Source organism: Thermostichus sp. OS-CIW-31 (genome assembly GCF_054060305.1).
Genome location: NZ_JBSSDA010000019.1, coordinates 24,321 through 45,489, shown reverse-complemented (window position 1 = coordinate 45,489; position 21,169 = coordinate 24,321). Strand labels below are relative to the sequence as shown.

Here is a 21,169-nt window from a genome sequence, read left to right as displayed (position 1 = left end):
TGAGGTGTGAGGATGATGAACCGTCGAGTTGCTTATGGGTGTGCGTTGGGCTTGATCCTGTCCCTGCCCCCATTGGCCTTAGAAAGCCGGGTCAATGAGGCAGCCGCTCAACAGTTGACCTCCGCAAACCCGCAACGCCTCAGCCGCATCACAGATATCCGCCTGGTGCCCAACGGCAACCGCATGCAGTTGGAGATCAACACCGAAGGGGGCGCTCGCCCACAGGTGTTCTTTACCCAGCAGGGACAATCTTGGATCGGGGACATCACCAATGCTCAATTGAGCGGAAGCCAGGGCCGCTATCGCCAAGAGTCTCCCCTGCCGGGGGTGCGCTTCATTGAGGCCCGCCAGTTGAGCAACGACAGCGTGCGGATAGAAATAGCCGGTGTGGCCGCAGCTCCCCAAGGCTTGCTGGCTCGGCGCAGCCCGACGCAGTTGGTCTTCGACTTTGAGGGCCTACCCTCTGCTCCACCGGCCCCCCTAGCGGCGGTTCCCCCTCAACCCTCGTCCAACCCAGTAGCGCCCGGCCAACCGGCGTCACTAAACCGACCTCAGCCCGTGGCTCCTGCTCCTCAGCCCGCAGCTCCTGCCCCTGCCTCCCAACCGGTCGCTCAAAACCCTGCCCCTCCGCAGATGGCTCAAGCGGCTCCTCCTGCACCTGCTGTTCCTGCTGCACCCGTGATTTCTCAGGTCCCCCCTGCGGGCCAGCTCAACCAACCTCAATTGCCGCCGGGAAGTTTGCCCACCGAATCTCCTTTTCAGGGGAGAGCTGTGGCTCCTCCTGCTGGCGATATTGCCGTTGGCACAATCCTGCCTGATCCACCTACAGTGGATCTCGGATCCAATGCCAGGATTAGCTTGACCTTGAAAGATGCTCCTGTGGGCGATGTGCTGAGCTTGTTGGTGCGGCGAGCAGGGTTGAATGTGGTGCTCAACGACGTCCCACCCGATCTAACCATCTCTCTGGATGTGCAAGACTCGCCCTTACAGGAGACATTCAACTTTATCTTGCGGCTAAAACAGTTGCAGGCCCAGCGAAGGGGCCAAACCGTATTTGTTGGACAAAACCTGCCAGGAGTGACTGGGATCCTGGTGCGCAATTACCGCGTGAATCAGGCAGTCGCCACCGATTTGGCCAGTCGGCTGGAAGAAGTTTTGAACGCCGTTGCTCCCGGTGCCCAATTCGTTGTGGACGAGCGCACCAACTCCATTACGGTGATCGGCAACTCGCGGCAGCAGGACATCGCGGCTGCTCAGATTGCCCAATTGGATGTGCGTCGGCGACAGGTTTTGATTTCCCTGAGGGCAGTTGATATTCGGCTAAATAACAACGAGAGCCTTTCGATCAAACTAGGGGGAGCTTCTGGCAACTTTGCTGTCGGAACTTTAGGGGACGCCAACTTTGGTGGACGACCGCTCAATCAACCTGCGGGATCCTCGGTAAGCTCTATCGGCCCTGCAGGCCCATCAGGATCCATCACGGGAATATTTAACACTCTCAACCGGCTGCAGCAGTCTTTGGCTCTAAGAGTGGAGTCTGCAATACTAAATGGAACTGGAAAAATTCTAACTGACCCCAAAGTTGTGGTGGCAGATGGCGGATCCAGTCGAATTAGCATTGCAACCAGCGTGCCTGTTAACGTTGAAACCATCACCATACCCCAGGGCGAAAACCAGCCTCCAGTTGTTACTCAGCGTTTGCAGCGAGAGGATGCTGGGGTTATCCTTGACGTCTCAGAAGTTAGAATAGATGACAATGGGTTTGTTACCCTGACCATTCAGCCGGAAATTTCTATTCCTGTACCCATTCAAGTATTGGAAGGCGGAGACTTTGCAGGCATTCAACTTTTTAACATCGACAGAAGGCGGCTGGAAGCATCTCAGCTCAGGTTAAGAGATGGGCAAACCTTTATTATTGCTGGCCTCATTCAAGACAGAGACACTGTTGACGTTCAAAAAGTGCCTTTCCTAGGCGACTTGCCTCTTTTGGGTGCTTTGTTCCGCTCTCAGAGTGTGAATAACGAGCGCAATGAGGTGGTCTTCATGCTAACGCCCTACATTATGGATGATAATGTTGCTTTTGGTCTTCCTCCCAATCCGTAAAATTCCCAATCCGTAAAATAGAGTTATGCCGAACTGCCAAGTTTCGTGACATCCTCCCAACACTGATACTATAGGCACAGCGCAGGACCCATAGCTCCCCACACCCCTCATGAGTTAACTCTCGACAGTCCTGAGTTACTGGCTGCATTAGCTTCGGGATCCGTTGAGTTGCATTCAGCAGCTAATGGCTTCTTCAAGTGGCCTGGGATCCACCTCGGGCAACAAGCGCCAATTCCACCTGATTTTCTTGGGGCTGCCCCAGTTGCACCTCCACATCTCGGCCAAAGAAGCCTTGCATTTTTTTCTGGTAGCTTTCCTGCCATTGTTGGAAGGGAACCTTGGGGGAATCGAACAGAAGCACCAAGGTATACCGGCCATCTCGCAGCTCTTCTCTGTACCCTCTCACCTTGGGCAGATCTGCTTCCAGAGGGCCGCGCAGACCCAGAAACTCCAGGGCATCTTCCAGGTGGGCATTAGCCCCGTAGCTATATTTGGTGATATCGGCGCGGACTTGCTTTTGAATTTCCGTGGCCTGCTGGGCGCGGGCTTGGATCACCTCGAGAGAAGGGGCGGCCAGGGCAGGTACCGGCTTGAGTTCCACTACCTTCATGGTCACCCCTCCCAACAGCAAGGGGATCCCGGCAAACAGGCCGATGAGATTGAGGGTGGGATCGTTGTAGTGGGCAAAGCCCCAAGCCGTGGCGGCAGCCCCGGCCAGCAACACGAGAGTGCTCAGGGGGAAGGGCAGTTTTTCAAACATACAGGAGAGGAAGAAAGGCCACCTGAAAACCCAGGCTAGCAGGAAAAGCGCCAGCGGTGGACTTAGCCTCCATTGGGATGGATAATCACAAAATGCCCACCTGGTGTGTTGAGGAGTGGTCTGTGGTTCTGTCCAATCTGTCCAAAACCTCTCGTTGCTTGCGCTCGCTGGATCGCAAAGCCCAAGAGCGAGCACCTCTGTTTGAGGCCATCCGCCACTATTGCAGCTTGGATAAGGCTCCTTTTCACACGCCAGGCCACAAACAGGGACGTGGGATCCCTGCCGACTTGCGGACCTTTTTGGGAGAGAACGTCTTCCGGGCAGATCTGACCGAGTTGCCAGAGGTGGACAACCTCCACGACCCCGATGGGGTGATCCGGGAGGCCCAGGAGCTGGCGGCAGCAGCTTATGGAGCGGATCGCAGTTGGTTTTTGGTCAACGGTTCCACCTGTGGCGTGGAAACACTGGTGATGGCCGTGTGCGATCCGGGAGACAAGATCCTCTTGCCGCGCAACTGCCACAAATCCGCCATTGCCGGGGTGATCCTCTCTGGGGCGGTGCCGGCCTATATCGAGCCGGATTTTGACCCGGAGCTGGGCATTGCCCACGGGATTACCCCAGCCGGTTTGGAGGGGGCCTTGGCGGAGCATCCCGATGCCAAAGGCGTTTTGGTAGTCAGCCCCACCTACTACGGGGTCTGCTGCGATGTGCAGGCTTTGGCCTCCATCGCCCATGCCCATGGCCTACCGCTATTGGTGGACGAGGCCCACGGGCCCCATTTTGGGTTTCATTCGGAATTGCCCATTTCGGCCTTGGAAGCCGGAGCCGATCTGGTGGTGCAGTCCACCCACAAGGTGATCTCCGGCATGACGCAAGCCTCGCTGCTCCACCTGCAGGGATCCCGCATTGACCCCAACCGCGTGCGCAACATTCTGCAACTGCTGCAATCGACCAGTCCCAGCTATGTGCTGATGATGTCGCTGGATGTGGCACGGCGGCAGATGGCACTGGAGGGAGAAGCCCTGCTGGGCCAAGCCTTGGCTTTGGCAGATCAAGCCCGCGCCCGTCTCAACCGCATCCCCGGCTTGCGCTGTTTTGGCCCAGAGCGTATCGGCTCCACCCCTGGTTTTTTCGATTTCGACCGCACCCGTCTCACGGTAACGGTGACAGAGCTGGGGTTGTTCGGCTTCGACGCTCACGACTGGGTTAACGATCACTTCCACGTGCAGCCGGAGATGTCCACCCTGCACAATGTGGTCTTCATTGTCAGCATCGGCAATACCCAGCGAGACATTGACCGCCTGGTGGAAAGTTTCGCCGCCCTGTCGCAACATTTTCAGGGATCCCGCCCATCCAGAGCGGCAATGGAAAAAATGCAGCGGCTGGCACAACTGCCCCGTCCTTGCTTGCCACCACAACGGCTATCACCCCGGGAGGCTTTTTTTGCTCCCATTCAGCGGGTGCCTTTCCAAGAAGCAGTGGGCCATATCTGCGCCGAGATCATCTCCCCCTATCCACCTGGGATCCCGATTTTGGTGCCGGGAGAAGAGGTGACCCAAGAGGCGGTGAACTATCTGCTGTTGGTGCATGAGGCAGGCGGCTTTATCAACGGCCCAGAGGATGTGCGCCTGCAGACCCTGAAAGTGGTCAAGGCAAGGACCTAATGCTCTCGTAGCGGGCTTATGGACGGGCTTTTGCCGTTTGCGCCGGGGGGAGCAGCGGCAGGGAGTTTGCCGGAGTGCCGGGGCGGCGGGCTACCTTCACCCGATCCACCCGTGGCCCCTCCATGCGCACCACCTGAAACTCCATGTCTTGGTAGGTGAACTTTTCCCCAGCACGTGGGATCTTCTGCATGTGGTAGATCAAAAAGCCCCCCAGCGTTTGGTAATCCTCGTGCAGAGGCAGGTTGAGGCCACAGCGCTCGTTGATCTCTTCAATATCTAGCTGAGCCTGGATGAGCAAGGTATTTTCGTCAAGTTCTTGGATGTCCGGCTCCTTGGTGTTGGGATCCGGGCCATCGGAGAGCTTGCCGACAATCTCCTCCACCAAGTCTTGAATGGTGATCAGGCCCGCCGTGCCGCCAAACTCATCCACCACCACCACCATCGGCCAGTGGTGCTGCCTCATTTCGGGCAACAGTTCGGCAATCGGCTTGTTCTCCGGCTCAAAGTGGGCCTCGCGGATGAAGTTGGTGATGGGGCTGTGCAAATCTATGGATCCCTTGGCCAACTGGCCGATCAACTCCTTAACGTGGATCAGCCCGCGGATGTCATCCAAAGACTCGCCGTAGACCGGGTAACGGGAGTGTCCTGATTCGGCCACCTCGGCCAGCACCTCTTGCACCGTTGCAGTTTCTGGCACCGCGTCGATGCTGGTACGCGGGATCATCACCTCGCTGGCCACCGTCTCGCCAAACTCGAAGATGTTGCTCAACAGCTCTCGCTCTTCCGCCTCAATGTTGCCCGACTCCACCGAAGAGGCGATCAGCAGTTGCAACTCCTCCACCGTCATGGTGCTGTAAAAGGAAGTGGCCTCCGGAATCTGGACTCCCAAAAGCCGCAGCACACACCGAGAGGAAAAGCGGGGCAGCTCTACAAAAGGTCTTAGGATACGGCTGACCAAACGATTGAGCCAGGCCAGTTTGAGCGCAATCGGCTCGGAATAGAGGATGGCCAGAGTTTTGGGGATCAGCTCCCCTAGCACGATCTGAAAATAGGTGAGCAGCGAAAACACCAACACCACTGCCACCCCTCGAATAAGGGCCGGATCCAGGTTCTGAAGCCAAGCCAACTGCCTCAAGGCCAGAAACAGCGTCGGCGCCACTTGCGTAGCCCCGATCCAGCCCAACAACACACTGGCCAGGGTAATGCCCAACTGGGTGGTGGAGAGGGCATATTCCAGTTGCTCTTGGGCTTTTTGCACAATTGCCGCCTGGCGGTTTCCTTCGCTCGCCAACTGCACCATCCGGGAGCGCCGCGCCGATACAAAGGAAAACTCGACTGCGACAAAGAAAGCGTTGATGACCAGAAGACCGATGACCCAAAGGAGACTAAGCGACGCATCTCCCCACGAAAGCTCAGTGTTGGGGAAAGTAGCCGCCGAGGCTAAAGGGGGGTCGTCCATCAGGGGGAGCAGCAAGACGGATAGACAGCATTCTAGCTCAGCCTGACCCCACCACCTGTCCCTAGCCAGCTGTCGAACCGGCTTCAGCCATCAGGCAGCTACCGTGTAGACGCTTTCCCCATGCCCAAAAGGAAAGGGATCCCTGACCTTTGCACAACCCAGCTTTCGCAGTTCTCAAGGTCGCTACTTTTTCATCAAGCAGTAGCAGCTACAGCCTTTTCCGGCAACGCTCACCCCCGCCTATGCAGGGGGCATCTCCTGGGTGCTAGTCGTCGATATCGACAATGTCACCGGTAGTGGCATCGATCTTGACTTCAATATCGTTGGTAAATTTCACTTCCCAAACTAGGCGTCTATCTTCGCGCTCCAACTCAACTTCTTTGATCACAGCATTGGGAACAGCAGATCGAGCGATCCGAATAGCTTCCTTAATGGGGATAGGCGGAGCAGAAGATTGGGCAAAAGCAGTTTTCATGCTCCCACCTACCAGTAGCATCGGGCCGCCGAGGGGCAAAATGCCAAGCAAAAGTAAGGAAGCAATCGAAAGTTTTGCAGGCTTTATTTACAGCTGCTTGAGCAACCACCTCCTTACCCTACCACCCTGGAGTAAAAGAAGCCTTGCCACAAGGAGCACCGTTGCCTTCGCAAGGAGTTCATCCCCCTTGCGTCATAGGGTGTAGTTGCTCGGCCCCTCTTCAGCTACGAACTGTTTGCTTCTCCAATCCAGCCCTCTCAGAAATTAACTGGCTAAAAAACGCTGCTGCGAGGAGTCTACACCTACCCCGAGTGCTGCCGCCCCAGGCAGAGAAGCAATGTCGGCGTACTGTGCAGCTCCAAGGTTGGGGCTACCGGCACTGCACGAATCGGTGATAATATTCCTACCTCTCATTCCTACCCCGGTGGGTGCCGACCATGCCAGATTTTCTGCCCTACGCCTACTTTCAGGGCCAGATTGTCCCCTTTGCTGAGGCGAAGATCTCCATTGCCACCCATGCTCTGCACTACGGGACAGCGGCGTTCGGCGGCCTACGCGGGATCCCTGATCCGCAAAACCCGGATCAAGTTCTGGTGTTCCGTCTGGATCGCCATTGCCGACGACTGAGTCAAAGCGCCCGCCTGCTCTGTTTTGATCTCCCTGCTGAACGGATTGAGCAGGTGATCGTCGAGCTGATCCGAAAAAACCGTCCCTCCACGTCTTTCTACATCCGCCCCTTGGTGTACACCTCCGACCTAGGCATCTCGCCGCGGCTGCACAACATTGAGAAAGACTTTTTCGTGTACGGCTTGGAACTGGGGGACTACCTCTCGCCAGAGGGAGTCAGTTGCCGCATCAGCTCTTGGGCCCGGCAAGAGGATCGCAGCCTACCATTGCGGGGCAAGATCACCGGCGCCTACATCACTTCCTCTTTGGCCAAAACCGAGGCGGCGCAGGCTGGCTATGACGAGGCCATTTTGATGAACTCCCAGGGCAAAGTGAGCGAAGCCTCGGGCATGAACATCTTCATCGTGCGCAATGGCGTGCTGATTACCCCCAGCTTCGACCAAGATATCTTGGAAGGGATCACCCGCGACAGTGTCCTCACCCTGGCCCGTGATCTGGGGATCCCTACCCAAGAACGGCCCGTTGACAAATCGGAGCTATTGATTGCTGACGAGGCCTTTTTAACCGGCACTGCTGCCAAGATCACCCCCATTCGCCAGATCGAGCAGTATGTCCTGCCCCCCTCCCGCCCCATCACCGAGCAGTTGCGGCAGAAGCTGACGGCAATTACCGAAAATCGGGATCCCGTCTATGCCCATTGGGTGAAGGTGATCCCTCTGAAAGAAAGCTAGTCCCTAGTCGAGGGGAGAAGCGTCATTATTAAACTGAGCACTCTAGATGGGTAGAGGGGGATCCCTTGCACGAAATTTCCATTACCTGGGCCGACTACCACCGCAAAATCGAGGAGTTGGCCGTCAAAGTCTACGAAAGCGGGTGGGAATTCAACCAAATCGTCTGTATTGCCAAGGGGGGGCTGCGCATCGGCGATACCTTGGCCCGTCTTTTCGACCTGCCCCTGGCTATTCTCTCAGCCTCTTCCTACTCTGGGCCCGGTAACCGCCAGCGGGGGCAACTGACCTTCTCGCGGGATCTAGCCATGACCACCGCCAACCTGGGCAGCCACGTGCTGTTGGTGGACGATCTGGCAGACTCTGGCATGACCCTAAAGCGCTCTGTCCACTGGCTCAAGCACCACTACGGCTTCTACATCGAGGAGATCCGCACCGGCGTACTGTGGTACAAGGCCGCCTCCGTCTATCAACCCGACTACTATGTGGACTATTTGCCGGATAACCCTTGGATCCACCAGCCCTTTGAGCCCTACGAGCAGATGACGCCCCAGCAGTTGATGCAATTGCTACGCTCTTCCGGTTAACTTTTCTTTAATCACCTCAGGGCTCTAACCAGTAGGAAACTCGAAGCGGGGCAGCTTATCCAGGGCAGGCTGGATCCCTGCGGGGATTCGCTCGTGAGTAAGGGGGTAGTAGTAATCAACCCGAGCCAGTAGTTGCTTCCACTGCTCAGAGTTAAGAGTTTTAACCAAAGAAATAGACGGCTCAACGCTTAACTCGTGTCCCAAATCCATAAGCTCGATAGTAACGTTAGCTGCTGCGGCTTCCAGAACTGACTCCGCCATCCCGTAGTCTGGCTCTGCAGACATGATCAAAGCGTAATGCTGAGGATTGGAACTAAGCAGAATAGACTTTAGTAAAGGCTCCAAGCTTGCAGTAACTGATTCCCGAAGATTTGGATCCCAATCGGGAAAAAGAGCTAGATTAATCTGGCTTAGATAAATCCCTAAAGTAGTAAAACTCAGTTGCTCTGCGGAAGCAGGCGTCAAGCTTTGCTTCTGGTGTTCCAGCGAGGCATCGCTAAACTTTAAGCTCATTTCAATTTTCTCATCTTCAGTGGTCAATAGTACATGCCTTCCCTCTCTTTTACTATGGCTGGTTAGGTGTATGATAGAAATAGGAGTGTGAGGTAGGTAAGGCTCAACAAGTAGGTTTTGCCTTGGATCCCATTTTGGCAGTCCGTAGTGACAAGTCCAATTGCAATAGGCAGGTAGAAGTTCTGTTTCCTTAAGTAGCCCATCTAGATAGACCGCTACATTTAGAGCGAGTTGATCGGTTATGATAGAAGGTCTTCTAGCTAAAGCTTGAGAAAGCCGAAAGTCCCAAAGATCCCAGTGCTTGGCAGTATAGGACATTGCAAAAACACCAGCATTAAGGAGGGGGTACGTATGTAAGTCCTCGACACTCAGACTGGGAAAGTGGTATCTGTAAGCTTCACTAAGATCAATTAGGTAATCTTTTGGGCCATAGAGTAATCTATTCCCTCGGTCAATCTCCGGAACAATAGCTAGCCCTCGCTTTTTGCTTCCCTGGATGAGCAAGTCAATCCCGAACCAATCCTGAACCCAAGCATCTGCGTCAATCCAAATATAAACTTCATAGTCTGGAAAGTACCTACGTAGCCGGGGCCGAGCTAGTAATCCCCGCAGATAAGAAGGCACACTCTCAACTCCAGCAAAGTTATAGTTCCAATCCGGCTCAACAATGTAATTGACGTGTTTTGAAAGCCAGTCTACTTGCTCAGGGGTACAGCCCAAATCGAAGAAGCCTATCTCAACAGATTTACCCTGCTCCTTACCTCGGATGGAAAGAACAGTTCCCTGCACTAGATCGAAGAACTTGGAGTCGGCTGCAGTGATAATAACTACTGATTTCATACCAAAAGATAGTTAGGGAGGTAGGAATTGCCTAGAACCAGACAACTTTTTTTATTTTAATTTACTTGGTCGCAATTATGTTTAGACTAACAGGTTTACCGAAAACAACCATTTCACTACAGTCATTAAATAAGCCGAACCGATCTACCTTGCGGATAATCCGAAAGCCTGCCTGAGTCAGCAACATGAACAGATATTCCCACGAGAGACCAACTTTGTGATAGTCATACTCATCTGTCTGTTCACCAAACATCATGCGCATAATACTAAATCGCTGCTCGGCGGAAGCTCCTTCCTCCATATAAAGGTGACAAAGAGTAGGTAAGTCAGGAACACTAATCATTAACTGGCCACCGAAATGTAAAACTCGATGCCACTCTTTGAGAACAACAGGCAATTCTCGCACATAGTCGAAGTGCTCCAGAACGTGGGAGGCGTAGATGGCTTCTACGGAGTTGTCTTCAAATTGACTGAGATCCATAGCGTTGCCAACGTAATCCACGTACTCTCTTGGTTGGATGTCTAGGATCTTCCAGTCTGGATGGGGATCTTTTCCCCCGACATGAAGGCGGATACGCTGACTGACCTGGAGTCTAGGTTCACCCCCGTCTAGAGGAGGAACCTGGTCGATAATCTGATGTTTATGAGCCAGATCAAAATAGGTTTTTTCAATAGCCATAGCCAAACGTTTTGGATCCCAGATGATCGACTTACTGTAGGACTCTCGAATAGTCTGTTTGGCCTTGGCCAGTCGCTCTGGATTGTTAGCCAGCTGGATTCCTCGCTCAATAAATTCTTCAACTGACCAGGTAATACAGTCATCAAGACCTATATTCCTAAGTAAGCTATAGCTCATTCGACCAAAATAATGTCTGCCAACCAAGGTCAACACCGGCAAACCCATATACAAGGCCTCCATCGTGTGAGTGGCGCCTGTGTATGGAAATGTATCTAGCATTAGATCAAACAGCCCCAGCTGACCGCGGTGTAGACCCGTATACTCCGTTCTAGCTAGAAAGCGAACTCGATCCTCCACTCCTAGCGCTCTAGCTCTTTTCCGGTACATTTCAATCATTGATGGAGCTTCTCCCTTGCCTTTCACAACCAGTATCGAGTTAGGGGAGTTTAGCAAGACTTGTAGGTGAGCTTCCACACATTGATCATTGCGCTTGTATGCATGAGCAGCCGTAAAGAGAAGAACATTTTCAGAGGTAACACTCAGGGCTCTAGAAAATATCTGATGATCTTGAGGATCTACAGCAAAGTGATTGACAGCTGCATAAGCAGGCAATCGAACTAATTCCTCGCGATAATCATCTTGAGCTTCATCGGGAAGCAGGTATGGATCAACAAAGAAATAGTCTAGGGATTGCAGGCCAGAAGAATCTCCCCCTAGCCAACTGCACTGGATAGGCGCACAACGGTATGCCATAACGTAGTTACTAACTCGATCTGTCAACGAGTCAAGGTGAACAAGAATATCGAGATTATCACCCTTTATTATTTCCAGAATTTCTTTTATGCTCAGGTTTTTAGAAAGATGACGGAAGTGAGCTTTGTGAGATATAAAGCTTTGGTAAATAGGGTCAATAGAGAGAAGTTCTTCTGTTGCCAGGCCCATCAAGTAGTAATAGTAGACTTCTACTCTCTCAGGATCATGAGAAGCTAGCACCTGATGAGACATAACGCCCACTGAGTGGCTCATGAAACATATGCCCAGATAGCCTATCCTTAGCTTTCGGAAAGACGCTCCTCTGTGCTCAGTGGCCAGACTTCTGAGTTCGCTGTTGAGTTCGCTGTCTAAGTTATCCAAGCATAAATCTTTTCGATACGATAAGAGAATAAGTTGAAGTATATCTGCAGAGAGGTTGGTTAGCTTTCGTATAGCTTTCCTGTCATCACTGATGTAGTTGATAAAAAAGCATACAGAAAACATGAAAGCTCGGGCAAGATTCTGAATGTTATCATCCACCGGTTCTTGGTTGAGAAGCTTGTCCCTTATAGATTGCAGACTTTCCAATGGCCATAGGTTTAGAAACTTGTCAATCACAAGCCTTACTTTGTCTGTGAGAGCGGCTTTAGCAAACAGCGCCATAGCATTTTCTAGTAAGTAGATAAAGCTGGCAGATCTTTCATCTTCTTCCGAGGCAAGCGAAAGCAGCTTTTCAGCTACAACTGAGTAGCCTAGGCTTGTCGATTCTTCCATTAGCATGGAAATTAACTGGATCCCATAGCCAGTTAGCCAATCCTTTGGTGTAGAGAACTTCTTGTAAGATTCGGATCTTTCAGGAAGGTAAATTTCTGATAGCAGAGACAATGCTGCCATGATCGAGCGGTGCTGTGGCTGCGGAGTCTTTTGAGCAAAGGCTTCTAAGAGATCAAAAAAGATCTCAAGATATCCCTCATCTAGTAGGTTGCGAACAACATCTAGAAAGGGAATTTCTTGCGATAAGTCAGTAATTTCTAAACCAGAGCTTATGCTTTCAGCTACTGCGGAAGAGTAAGCAAGAATTGCTAGTTCGTCTTCTCGTTTAATTGCGTCATAGAGCAAAAGTAGGTTATTGGATTTTTGCAGGGGATCTAGCTCAAAAATAAGTTCTCTTATTTTTAGCGACTGGTCATAAGTGATCTTTGATTGGTAAACAGGCTGCTTGCCAGATAAGGAGGCAATTTCTTGCGCTACCTCGAGCATTAGTGAGATCAGCTCCTCTCGGCTGATTAAAGAAACATTCAATAAAGCCATGTAGAGGGAGTAGGCTTTTCTAGGCTCCACGTATAAAAGTCTACGAATTGCCATTTGTGTGGCTTCTTGGTGCGTTTCTAAAGTCTCTTCCCAGACAATGTTGGATTTGGGGTAGATAACTTTTGTTAGGGCTTGCCCCCATTCTGAAGGAGAGAGAGTGCCGACATAGACCCTAACCCAATCTCGGAAGTCTATTTCAGAGCAAGCAAGGGCAGCTCGTCCCTGAGCAGCAATCTCATCTACAACAGCGGAGTTAGAGGGTAACCTTGACATAGGCAGGCAGTAGGACTGGTTGGCCTGATTATGCCACGACTGTAGGAGTTGGGCTAAGCGGGTTTAGCTAGGCTGGTTATGGCCCTCCCTGGCTCTTTCAGGCCAGCTCTGTGGCTAACCTGACCCCCATGCTGCCCTGGGCTGCCCTGGAGATCAAACGCTGCAGGAGACGCACTTGGCAGGCAGTTGCCTAGGGCACAACCCCACCAGGCGAGCATGACTCTAGTCAATGATACGCTGGACTATACTGAAAATAATGTACAGTATGTTCAGTATGGCCGCTTGGTATGGCTAGGTATGTAAAACCGAGAGAAGCGGCGGATTATTTTGGGGTGTGTCTCCACACTTTGAGGCGATGGGAACAGAAAGGCTGGATCAATGCAATACGTACACCATCCGGTAGGGCGAGCATGTTTCTAACCTTCAAAATCCTGAACTTTGCTGAATTTACTGAGCTTTAGGCGGTTTGACAAAAGTCACTGAGAGGGATATGCTAGACTAAGCTTCCAATCCTTGAGTCAACCGCAACGGTTGCCGGGAAGTGAAGAGGAAGTGCTCTGGGGTATTCCTCAGGGCTTTGCGGGATACCGCCTTTCTGTTCGGACTCCGTCCCGCTAACGCGAACGGAAATGGACAGAATGCTATCGCTTCACCGCTGAGCAGTAATGCTCAGCAGTGTTTAGCGTAAATGTATCAGTCCTCCTCTGGAAGTGCTCGCAGAGATTTGTCTTTAGGATGTTATGAGCTCGGCTGACAGTGGGTAGGCTAGTACTGGCAAGTGAAGGCCAGCATAAATCTAGCAAGGAGAGGTACTGGATCATGAGTGCAAAGCTTCGTCAATCTCTGCTCCGTGCGAAAATCTCGCAGTTTCTGCTCTCTAGGGCTAAGGGCTTTACCCTGATCGAGCTATTAGTCGTCATTGTGATTGTGGGTGTCTTGAGTGCAGTCGCAATTCCACAGTTTCTCAACCAGATTCGTCGCTCTCGTGTGGCAGAGGCGCAGGCTGCCCTGACTGATGTCTCTCGCGGCTCAGAGGCCTATCGCCTGGACTGGACCAGCTACCCTACAGCGTATGAAGTGATTGCTCGGGGTTGTAATAGCAGTTGGTGCGGCCCAATCAAAGACAAGTACCAGAATGATCCCTGGTCTGCCCCCAACTACGGTGCTCCTGCTATGTTAGCCGATACTCCTGCCCAGCGCGGCCTGATCCTTGCGGTTCTGGGTAATACAGCGGTGAACCCTGCTTATGTAAACGCCGGTGGGAACCCCATTCTCTGCGAGCTTGGCCTTGGGAAGGGGGAGAAGGTTATAGCCACTGGCAGCCCCTACTACGTTGGAAAGTCTTGTAATGTCTTCGCTAGTAGCAGTTCAGGTGTAAATATAAACCCCACCGGCTTGGAGATGGATCCCTATGGTACAGGCAATATCAAGTATGCCCTGACTACGGCGACCGGTACAACGTCATTTAATTAGTGGTCTATCTCCAATTCCTAGGGCTCCAGAAAGGGGCCCTTTTCTGTTTCTAAAGTCATTGTCTCTCTAGTTTGCTCGGCTCTAGAATGAGACAGGGTGAGCTAGAAGTAAGACGGTTGGCTTAACAGTCCGGAGGGTTTGAAAACAGGGAGCGAAATGTTCTGTCTTGTGCATCTGCTGCGTCTGTTGAAGTAAGATAGCCAAAGAATTCATCCTTGGATGATAAAAGCTACAGATGATTTGGATGTAAACTACCCGACCCTGACTGCTTCACAGTACGGGACAGGCTTTTAGTAGCCCTGCAGTTGGCAAGCCAACCACGGACCTCTGAGGTGGTTTACTGCACCCCCAATCGACTGTTACCAGTGCCCTAAACAGCTGTTTCTGGTGTCCGCAGTATTAGTATAACACAAAGCAAATAAAGTTGTACATTCTCCCAACACTGACTTTATGAGTACAGCGCGGGGCTCCTGCGATTTCTAGCTGAAAGCGAAGCTCCACAGCCTCGAGTCCTTCTCAGCTGGCCAATTGCCCCCGACTATGTTCCACCTCCTGTTTTCTCTCGTCGGCAGGTGACTTTATGTCCGAAAGGAAAGCTCGGAAGGCGTGTGGGATTCTCCCCTGCTCCACAGGATTTAGTTAACTGCCCAGCGGAAGTTTCAAGTTTTCGCCTATCACTTGGATCCCAGAACCGACTTCATGACAGACCGGTATCGTCAATATGCCGATGTGTTTCGACACATTCCCACCGGACTTGAGGATGCAGCCCGACAAATCCTGCAGGATCAGCTAGATATTTTGGTGTATTTGGAGATTGGTCTTTCACCTCTTATTCTGCAACTGGCTTCCCTGCGACTGGCACCGATACAGTGCTCCACTTGGGCTCATCCTATAACTTCTGGACTTTCTACGATTGACTATTTCCTCTCCAGCGATTTAATGGAGCCAGAGGATGCTCAAGAACATTATAGTGAAACCCTGATTCGTTTACCTCATTTGGGCACTTGCTTTGAAAAGCCGGTTTTGCCGCAGCAAAAGCGCTATCGTGAGGATTTCGGCCTGCGTGAAGATGCAGTGGTTTACCTAACTTGTCAATACTTGGGTAAATATCTGCCCCAATACGACTATCTTTTTGCCGCTATTGCCCAACGAGTGCCCAACGCTCAGTTTGTCTTCTTGGCTCTGCCCAATGCTGCCATTGCTCGACAATTTCAGCAACGGCTCACCCGGGCTTTTTCCCTGTACGGTCTCAATGCAGAAGACCACTGTCTGGTTCTGCCTGGATTAGACCATCAAGACTACTTGGATCTCAACCGCTGTGCGGATCTCATGTTGGATTCCTACGGCTGGTCAGGTGGGATCACCACCCTAGAAGCCGTTGCGATTGGGTTACCTGTAATCACTTGCCCTGGAAAGCTGATGCGGGGCCGGCATACCTATGCCATTCTCAAAAGAATGGGGCTGGACAGTTTAATTGCCTCGGATCTGAAAAGCTACGAGGATTTGGCCGTAAAACTGGGATCCGATTCTGAGTTTCGCTACCACATGGCTGAGGAGGTTCGGCAGCGATGCCACCTACTCTTCGAAGATCGAGAATGTGTGGCAGCCCTGGCCCATTTCTTCCTCACCAGGAAGCCCGACGCCAGTAGTGGTTAGCCCACTGCGAAAAAGGGTTTTGCTCTGGATCCCTTCCTGAGGACAAAATTGGCTCAACGGCCCCACTACGCCCTTGAAGCTCCCTTCTCGAGGTCAACAGCGGAACAGCCCCCCCAGGCCGGTGCAAGCCTAAACGTGGGAAAATCCTGTCAGTGATCTGCATTTTGCTGAGAATTGCTCAGAGCATCGTAATCTAGAGGAACATTGACATCCGGTGTCCGGAGGAGTGCTTATGCCAGGGCCAGCATCGAATGCTTCTAGAGCTCCGCAGGGATCCCTGCAGAGGGTTTTCTTGGGCCTTTTGGCCTCAGCTGCGGTTTTGGCAGGCTGTGGAGGAAGTGGAGGGAGTACAATACCGCCTCTGGTGAACGTCTGCGAACAAGCCTTCAGTCCAGGCCTTTTTGCATCGATTGGTCTGCGCCGACAGGGGGATAGGCGCAGTGGAACCTTGGGGCCGAATAGCCTTTTGGAGTATTATTTTGATGAGAGGGGCAATATTCAAAATGCCCGGGAATTCCCACCCCCTCCCGGCACGTTTACCTTCTATTCAGATGCGTTTCTTTACTTTCCCTCTGCAGCCAACGTTACCGGGGTTACAATCCGGCTGACCAGCCCGGTTTTCGACCCGCTATTGGTCATCGGCAGCTATGACAGCAACCGGAGATTGGATCCTGACGTTTTTGTAAATGATGATGCTGCCCCTGGCAACTTTACCACCTCTGAGCTAACCATCCCCGTGCGGCAAAACCGCTGCTACTTGCTCCGGGTGGAAAGCTACTGGGCGCAAAATGCCTCTCCAGCCGCTGGGCCGGGCAGCCCTGGGCGAGGCCCTTACACCATCGAAGTTGTGAGCGAAAGCTTTGCTGCTCCTCCTCCACCGCCTCAACGGCAACAGAAACCGGACGATAGGGAAGACGGCGGCGGCGGAGACCGAGGGGGGGGTGTCGGCCTCTAGCTCTGGCGGGTGAGCTTGATGGCAAAGTCAGCGCTGCCACAGGTGGCTCTGCCGCGAATCACGCGCCCGTCAGGGCTGACCGTGCCACTCCAAGCAACGGTTGGGGTACCGCTACCCCCTATCCTGCCGCTAACAGAAAGTTGGTTGCCGATGAGCTGGCCGCTGCGCTCAGAAAAGCTGGGGGAGGAAACGCTGATCTGGTTGCCCTCCTGACGAATGGAGACGGTTTCCTGGACGCCAGCCGCAACATTGACCTTGCACAGGGATCCCTGCCAGATAAAAGATCCTCCCTCGTAAAGCCACTCGCCGCTGAGGGCCAGCTCTGCCGCAGGTGTTGGCGTTGCTGGGGCAGGTGTGGCAGTGGGAGTGGGGGATGGAGTCGGGGTGGGGGTAGGAGTACGAGGGACAAGCGGGGTGAATCGAGGGATAGGGGTAAGCGTCGGTGTCGGAGTGGGTGTTGGTGCTGGAGTCGGGGTGGGTGTCGGTGTCGGAGTGGGTGTTGGTGCTGGAGTCGGGGTGGGCGTCGGTCTCGGAGTGGGTGTTGGCGCTGGAGTCGGGGTGGGCGTCGGCGTCGGCGTCGGGGTGGGCGTCGGCACCGGAGTGGGTGTTGGTGCTGGAGTCGGGGTGGGTGTCGGCGCTGGAGTTACCTCAGGGGTAGGCGTGGGGGTTGCTTCGGGCGTAGGGGTAGGCGTAGAACCGGGAGTTGGGATCCCTAGGATTGGTTTTACGGGTATAGGCTCTATGCGTATGGGCTCTACCTTGGGTTCGGGAGTTGGGGTGCGATCCGGCTGTTCCTGGGTATCGCGAACCGCTGGACGTGGCCACAGCAAAAAGGCGGCCAGCAAAGCCATAACGCCCAGGGATCCCCCGGCCAAGACCCACTTCAGACTGCTGCCGGAAGGCTGTAGAACCGTTTGGGGGGCAGCTTGTGGCAGAGGGCGGGTGCGGGGAGTATTAGTTCGTGGTGGTGTAGCAGGGCGAGCGACAGGGGGATCCTGAATGGTCGGGAGAGCGTTGCTGGCTGGGATCACTGTGGAGGGCGTTTTGGGAGTTTCATCCTCACTTTGGGGGGAGGGATCCGGTGTTTCCGGCGAAGCTTCTGCTGAGGAGGGTTCCCGCTCGGTGATGTAATAGGGGATCCCTGCACCTGGAGGAGGGGGAGAGACCGGCTCATCTTCGATGAGATCCAGATCCTCATCGCGGATATCTTCAAAGGCTCCAGAAGCCGATCCTGTATTGCGGGTGGCTTGGATTGGTGGCTTGGGGTCAGAAGAGGGTGGAGCATCCTGTTGAGGCTTGGCACTGCCGGTGGGCAGGATCACAGTGCTGGCTTGGCCACTAGAGAGTTGGGTGGTTGCCGTCAGATCATAGGCTTGCAGCAGTCGTTCCCCCAGCTCCCGCATCGTTTGCGGTCGTTCGTCTGGGTTTTTTTTCAGGCAATCCATCACCACGGCTGCCAAGGGGGGTGGGATCGGCTGGGGAGCTGCCTTCGGGTTGATCTCGATTGGGCTTTCGTAGCAATGGGCGTGGATCCAGCTGTGCAGGGAGTCGGTTTCCAGCTGAAAGGGCATGGATCCCGTCAGCATCTCGTAGAGCACTACCCCAAAGGAGTAGATATCCGAGCGGGCATCCAAGGCTTTGCCCCGTATCTGTTCGGGAGAGGCGTAGCGAGCTGTGCCGATAAATCCTCCCCCTTTTTGGGTGCCCAGGCTGAGGGTGTGATCCGCCAGGGTTTTGGCCACGCCAAAGTCGAGGATTTTCAGTTGGGGGATAAGCTTGCCATTTTGAAAAACTTGCTCGATGAAGAGGTTGCTGGGTTTGATGTCGCGATGGATAACGCCTCGAATCTCGCGACCCTCTACCTTGGCCTGAAACGTGTGGGCAAAGTGCAGCCCCTCACAGGCCTGCAAGGCTAGTCGAACGGCTTGTCGAACCGGCAAAGCCCCTTTTTCTCGGATCAGCTTGCCCAGATCCTGCCCCTTGAGGTACTCCATCACCAGATAGGCTTGCTCCCCCTCTTGGCCGTGATCCAAAACCTTGACGATGCGAGGATGCTGCCCCAGAAGGGTGCTAACGCGGATCTCTTCGGCAAAGCGACGGCGCAAGTCTGTCTGGAAGTCGCCCCGGCTCAGCAGCATGGGGGCATAGAGGATCTTGACGGCTACCTCTTGGCCGTTGTTGTGTAAGTCCAAGGCGCGGAAGACGGATCCCATACCACCGCTACCAATTTCTTGAATCAGCTGGTAGCGGTTGCCCAAAATGCGGTTGGTGAGATCTGCGGTCATGGGTTTGCAGCTTGGAGAAGAGGAATTGCAGGGGGAATGTCCATACCATAAACCGAATTGCTGAGGTCTGCACCAGCCTACGCCGGTGGCTGAACTCAGGGATCCGGATTGGGGCCATCGGTTGGAAATGGCGGGGTTTTCGGTTGATTCTTCAAGGTGACTTCTCAGATTTACTTAACTGTTACTTAAAAGTTGTAGAAGAAAGCTCTGGCGGGGGCAGTGACGCTCAAGGGAGAGCTGCGGTGATCGGTTTCACCGTCCAAGAGAACATTTTCTGGTTAACTTTGGGGGGGATAGTCTGGATTATCCTGAGCAATCCCCAGTCTGAAGAAGGGGACAATCGACAGGGATCCCTTGATGAGGTTGACCATGGACTTGGGCTTGGTGGTGATTGCCTACAAAGAGGGGGATCGGGAGAGCAAAGCCGCCTGCCAGAGGTGTGCGGAGCAGTTGCGCCGGCGCGGTGTTACGGTGTTGACAGCTCCCACCGGCTTGCACCACAACCCCTACCCAGTCTTTTTGGAGGCCACCTCGGATCCCATCGATCTGGCAGTGGTGCTGGGGGGAGATGGCTCGGTGTTGGCGGCGGCACGATACCTAGCCTCCTATGGGATCCCGATTTTGCCAATCAAAGTGGGGGGTAGGCTGGGGTTTTTGGCCCAGTCGGAGCGGGTGCTGCAACAGGATCCCTGGGATCGCATTCAGGCAGGGGATTTTTTCTTGCAAGCCCGCATGATGTTGCAAGCCCAGATTTGGGAACAGCCGCAGTTGGGGCAAGGGGATCCCTTGGCCGCCCGTGGAGAGGGAAAGTCGCAAGGCCGTCCGGCCAGCGAAGTCTACTATGCCCTCAATGAGATCTGCCTGAAGCCAATCAACCGAGAACGGCTGCCTGCCGCAATCATGGAGATCGAGGTCAACGGAGAGATTTTGGATCAGTACCACGGGGATGGCGTGCTGGTGGCCACACCGACGGGATCCACCTCTTACACTCTGGCAGCCAATGGCCCCATCCTCGAGCCCACCCTCGACGCCATCATCATCACCCCTATTTGTCCCCTGAGTTTGTCTAGCCGTCCTATTGTCATCAGCGGCACAGCCAGGGTGGACATTTGGCCTCTTGCCGATCCCGAAGGGTTGACCCGCCTGTGGACAGATGGCGTGTTGGCTCAGTCGGTGAATCCCGGCCAGTGGGTTCACATTCAGCAAGCGCCTACACCGGCCAAGCTGATGATCCTGGAAAAAGAGCTCTCCTACTTTCGCACTCTGCGGGAAAAATTGCAGTGGGCGGGCAGCCGCATCTACATCCCCACCACCAACCACCGCCCCGAAGGGGGATAAGGAGAGCTAGAGTGGCGAAGTTCACCACCCATCCGCACATCTCCCATGAGCCTGAAACTTTACCTCCTCAGACACGGCGAAACCCCCTACAGCCGTTCCGGCGGCTTTTGCGGCGCTCTGGATCCCGACCTCACCCCCGAAGGCAAACAAATGGCAGAAGCCTTTGCCGCAGCCTATGCTGGGATCCCTTGGCAAGCTCTCTACGTCAGCCCAATGCGGCGCGCCTTGGCTACCCTAAGCCCCCTGGCCGAGAAAGTTGGCTTGCAGATGCAGATTCGAGAGGGCCTAAGAGAAATTCACTACGGCGAGTGGGAGGGCAAAACCCACGCTGAGGCGCAAGAAGCCTACCCAGAAGCCTATTGGCGCTGGATGACCGAGCCAGCCTGGAACGCCCCTCCGGGGGGCGAAACCGCCGTGCAAATTGCCAATCGGGCTATGCCGGCTGTGGCCGAGATCCAGGAAAAATGGACCCATGGCAACGTCTTGATCGTCTCCCACAAAGCCACCATTCGGGTCATTCTCTGCAGCCTGCTGGGCATTGACCTGGGTCGCTACCGGGATCGCATTGAGGTTTTGGCCGCCTCGGTCAGCGTGGTCAAGTTCGACCGCTATGGCCCCCTTCTGGAAATCTTAGGGGAACGCAGTTATCTGCCTTCCGATCTGCGGGAAAGGGCAGGTACCTAATTGTTA

15 protein-coding genes and 1 pseudogene are annotated in these 21,169 nt (G+C 53.9%); 10 read left to right on the top strand and 6 right to left on the bottom strand.

Features of this window, described 5'->3' with window-relative positions:
* Window positions 1-12: 12 nt before the first annotated feature.
* Window positions 13-2,103, top strand: a complete 2,091-nt coding sequence (locus ACVWY9_RS11245; RefSeq protein WP_457388384.1) for an AMIN domain-containing protein — start codon at window positions 13-15, stop codon at window positions 2,101-2,103.
* 193 nt (window positions 2,104-2,296) lie between these two features.
* Here the strand turns inward: ACVWY9_RS11245 and ACVWY9_RS11240 are convergent, their stop codons facing one another.
* Window positions 2,297-2,863, bottom strand: a complete 567-nt coding sequence (locus ACVWY9_RS11240; RefSeq protein ID WP_414522531.1) for a DUF2854 domain-containing protein — start codon at window positions 2,861-2,863, stop codon at window positions 2,297-2,299.
* A gap of 122 nt (window positions 2,864-2,985) precedes the next feature.
* Here ACVWY9_RS11240 and ACVWY9_RS11235 point away from each other — a divergent pair, with 122 nt between their 5' ends.
* On the top strand, window positions 2,986-4,527 hold the full coding sequence (locus tag ACVWY9_RS11235; RefSeq protein WP_457388382.1) for an aminotransferase class I/II-fold pyridoxal phosphate-dependent enzyme: 1,542 nt from the start codon (window positions 2,986-2,988) through the stop codon (window positions 4,525-4,527).
* A 16-nt stretch (window positions 4,528-4,543) separates the two neighbouring features.
* Here the strand turns inward: ACVWY9_RS11235 and ACVWY9_RS11230 are convergent, their stop codons facing one another.
* Window positions 4,544-5,986, bottom strand: a complete 1,443-nt coding sequence (locus ACVWY9_RS11230) for a hemolysin family protein (RefSeq protein WP_457388380.1) — start codon at window positions 5,984-5,986, stop codon at window positions 4,544-4,546.
* Between the two features lie 265 nt (window positions 5,987-6,251).
* The gene (locus ACVWY9_RS11225) at window positions 6,252-6,461 is read right to left on the bottom strand and encodes a PepSY domain-containing protein (RefSeq protein WP_414388724.1); all 210 of its coding nucleotides are present in this window, start codon (window positions 6,459-6,461) and stop codon (window positions 6,252-6,254) included.
* A 437-nt stretch (window positions 6,462-6,898) separates the two neighbouring features.
* Here ACVWY9_RS11225 and ACVWY9_RS11220 point away from each other — a divergent pair, with 437 nt between their 5' ends.
* Window positions 6,899-7,819, top strand: a complete 921-nt coding sequence (locus ACVWY9_RS11220; protein WP_011432133.1) for a branched-chain amino acid transaminase — start codon at window positions 6,899-6,901, stop codon at window positions 7,817-7,819.
* A gap of 65 nt (window positions 7,820-7,884) precedes the next feature.
* A complete protein-coding gene (locus ACVWY9_RS11215) occupies window positions 7,885-8,403 on the top strand; it encodes a phosphoribosyltransferase (RefSeq protein ID WP_414329088.1) in 519 nt (172 codons plus the stop codon).
* A gap of 24 nt (window positions 8,404-8,427) precedes the next feature.
* Here the strand turns inward: ACVWY9_RS11215 and ACVWY9_RS11210 are convergent, their stop codons facing one another.
* Together ACVWY9_RS11210 and ACVWY9_RS11205 are read right to left on the bottom strand one after the other, a co-directional pair.
* A complete protein-coding gene (locus ACVWY9_RS11210) occupies window positions 8,428-9,756 on the bottom strand; it encodes a hypothetical protein (protein WP_457388378.1) in 1,329 nt (442 codons plus the stop codon).
* Window positions 9,757-9,817: 61 nt separating this feature from the next.
* Window positions 9,818-12,772, bottom strand: coding sequence for an O-linked N-acetylglucosamine transferase family protein (locus ACVWY9_RS11205; protein ID WP_457388376.1), 2,955 nt, complete (start codon window positions 12,770-12,772; stop codon window positions 9,818-9,820).
* A 287-nt stretch (window positions 12,773-13,059) separates the two neighbouring features.
* On the opposite strand from ACVWY9_RS11205, the pseudogene ACVWY9_RS11200 reads away from it, so the two are divergent.
* The 4 genes and pseudogenes from ACVWY9_RS11200 to ACVWY9_RS11185 all read left to right on the top strand — a co-directional run.
* A pseudogene (locus ACVWY9_RS11200) lies at window positions 13,060-13,188 on the top strand (MerR family DNA-binding transcriptional regulator); the annotation flags it as partial.
* A gap of 403 nt (window positions 13,189-13,591) precedes the next feature.
* A complete protein-coding gene (locus ACVWY9_RS11195) occupies window positions 13,592-14,245 on the top strand; it encodes a type IV pilin protein (RefSeq protein ID WP_457388374.1) in 654 nt (217 codons plus the stop codon).
* A 699-nt stretch (window positions 14,246-14,944) separates the two neighbouring features.
* Entirely contained in the window at window positions 14,945-15,901 is a 957-nt protein-coding gene (locus tag ACVWY9_RS11190; RefSeq protein ID WP_457388372.1) for an O-linked N-acetylglucosamine transferase, SPINDLY family protein, read from the top strand.
* 364 nt (window positions 15,902-16,265) lie between these two features.
* Window positions 16,266-16,856, top strand: coding sequence for a hypothetical protein (locus tag ACVWY9_RS11185; protein WP_457388370.1), 591 nt, complete (start codon window positions 16,266-16,268; stop codon window positions 16,854-16,856).
* Here the strand turns inward: ACVWY9_RS11185 and ACVWY9_RS11180 are convergent.
* Window positions 16,853-19,141, bottom strand: coding sequence for a serine/threonine protein kinase (locus ACVWY9_RS11180; protein ID WP_457388369.1), 2,289 nt, complete (start codon window positions 19,139-19,141; stop codon window positions 16,853-16,855). The genes ACVWY9_RS11185 and ACVWY9_RS11180 overlap by 4 nt on opposite strands.
* 369 nt (window positions 19,142-19,510) lie before the next feature.
* Between ACVWY9_RS11180 and ACVWY9_RS11175 the strand changes: the two genes are divergently transcribed.
* Both ACVWY9_RS11175 and ACVWY9_RS11170 read left to right on the top strand, forming a co-directional pair.
* Entirely contained in the window at window positions 19,511-20,479 is a 969-nt protein-coding gene (locus tag ACVWY9_RS11175) for an NAD(+) kinase (protein ID WP_414351512.1), read from the top strand.
* A gap of 45 nt (window positions 20,480-20,524) precedes the next feature.
* Complete coding sequence (locus ACVWY9_RS11170) at window positions 20,525-21,163, top strand: histidine phosphatase family protein (protein WP_457388368.1); 639 nt, start codon at window positions 20,525-20,527, stop codon at window positions 21,161-21,163.
* Window positions 21,164-21,169 lie beyond the last annotated feature (6 nt).

Coding starts and splice junctions, on each gene's coding strand:
- ACVWY9_RS11245 (WP_457388384.1), top strand. CDS start 13: ATGATGAACCGTCGAGTTGCTTATGGGTGTGCGTTGGGCTTGATCCTG.
- ACVWY9_RS11240 (WP_414522531.1), bottom strand. CDS start 2,863: ATGTTTGAAAAACTGCCCTTCCCCCTGAGCACTCTCGTGTTGCTGGCC.
- ACVWY9_RS11230 (WP_457388380.1), bottom strand. CDS start 5,986: ATGGACGACCCCCCTTTAGCCTCGGCGGCTACTTTCCCCAACACTGAG.
- ACVWY9_RS11225 (WP_414388724.1), bottom strand. CDS start 6,461: ATGAAAACTGCTTTTGCCCAATCTTCTGCTCCGCCTATCCCCATTAAG.
- ACVWY9_RS11220 (WP_011432133.1), top strand. CDS start 6,899: ATGCCAGATTTTCTGCCCTACGCCTACTTTCAGGGCCAGATTGTCCCC.
- ACVWY9_RS11210 (WP_457388378.1), bottom strand. CDS start 9,756: ATGAAATCAGTAGTTATTATCACTGCAGCCGACTCCAAGTTCTTCGAT.
- ACVWY9_RS11205 (WP_457388376.1), bottom strand. CDS start 12,772: ATGTCAAGGTTACCCTCTAACTCCGCTGTTGTAGATGAGATTGCTGCT.
- ACVWY9_RS11195 (WP_457388374.1), top strand. CDS start 13,592: ATGAGTGCAAAGCTTCGTCAATCTCTGCTCCGTGCGAAAATCTCGCAG.
- ACVWY9_RS11190 (WP_457388372.1), top strand. CDS start 14,945: ATGACAGACCGGTATCGTCAATATGCCGATGTGTTTCGACACATTCCC.
- ACVWY9_RS11180 (WP_457388369.1), bottom strand. CDS start 19,141: ATGACCGCAGATCTCACCAACCGCATTTTGGGCAACCGCTACCAGCTG.
- ACVWY9_RS11175 (WP_414351512.1), top strand. CDS start 19,511: ATGGACTTGGGCTTGGTGGTGATTGCCTACAAAGAGGGGGATCGGGAG.
- ACVWY9_RS11170 (WP_457388368.1), top strand. CDS start 20,525: ATGAGCCTGAAACTTTACCTCCTCAGACACGGCGAAACCCCCTACAGC.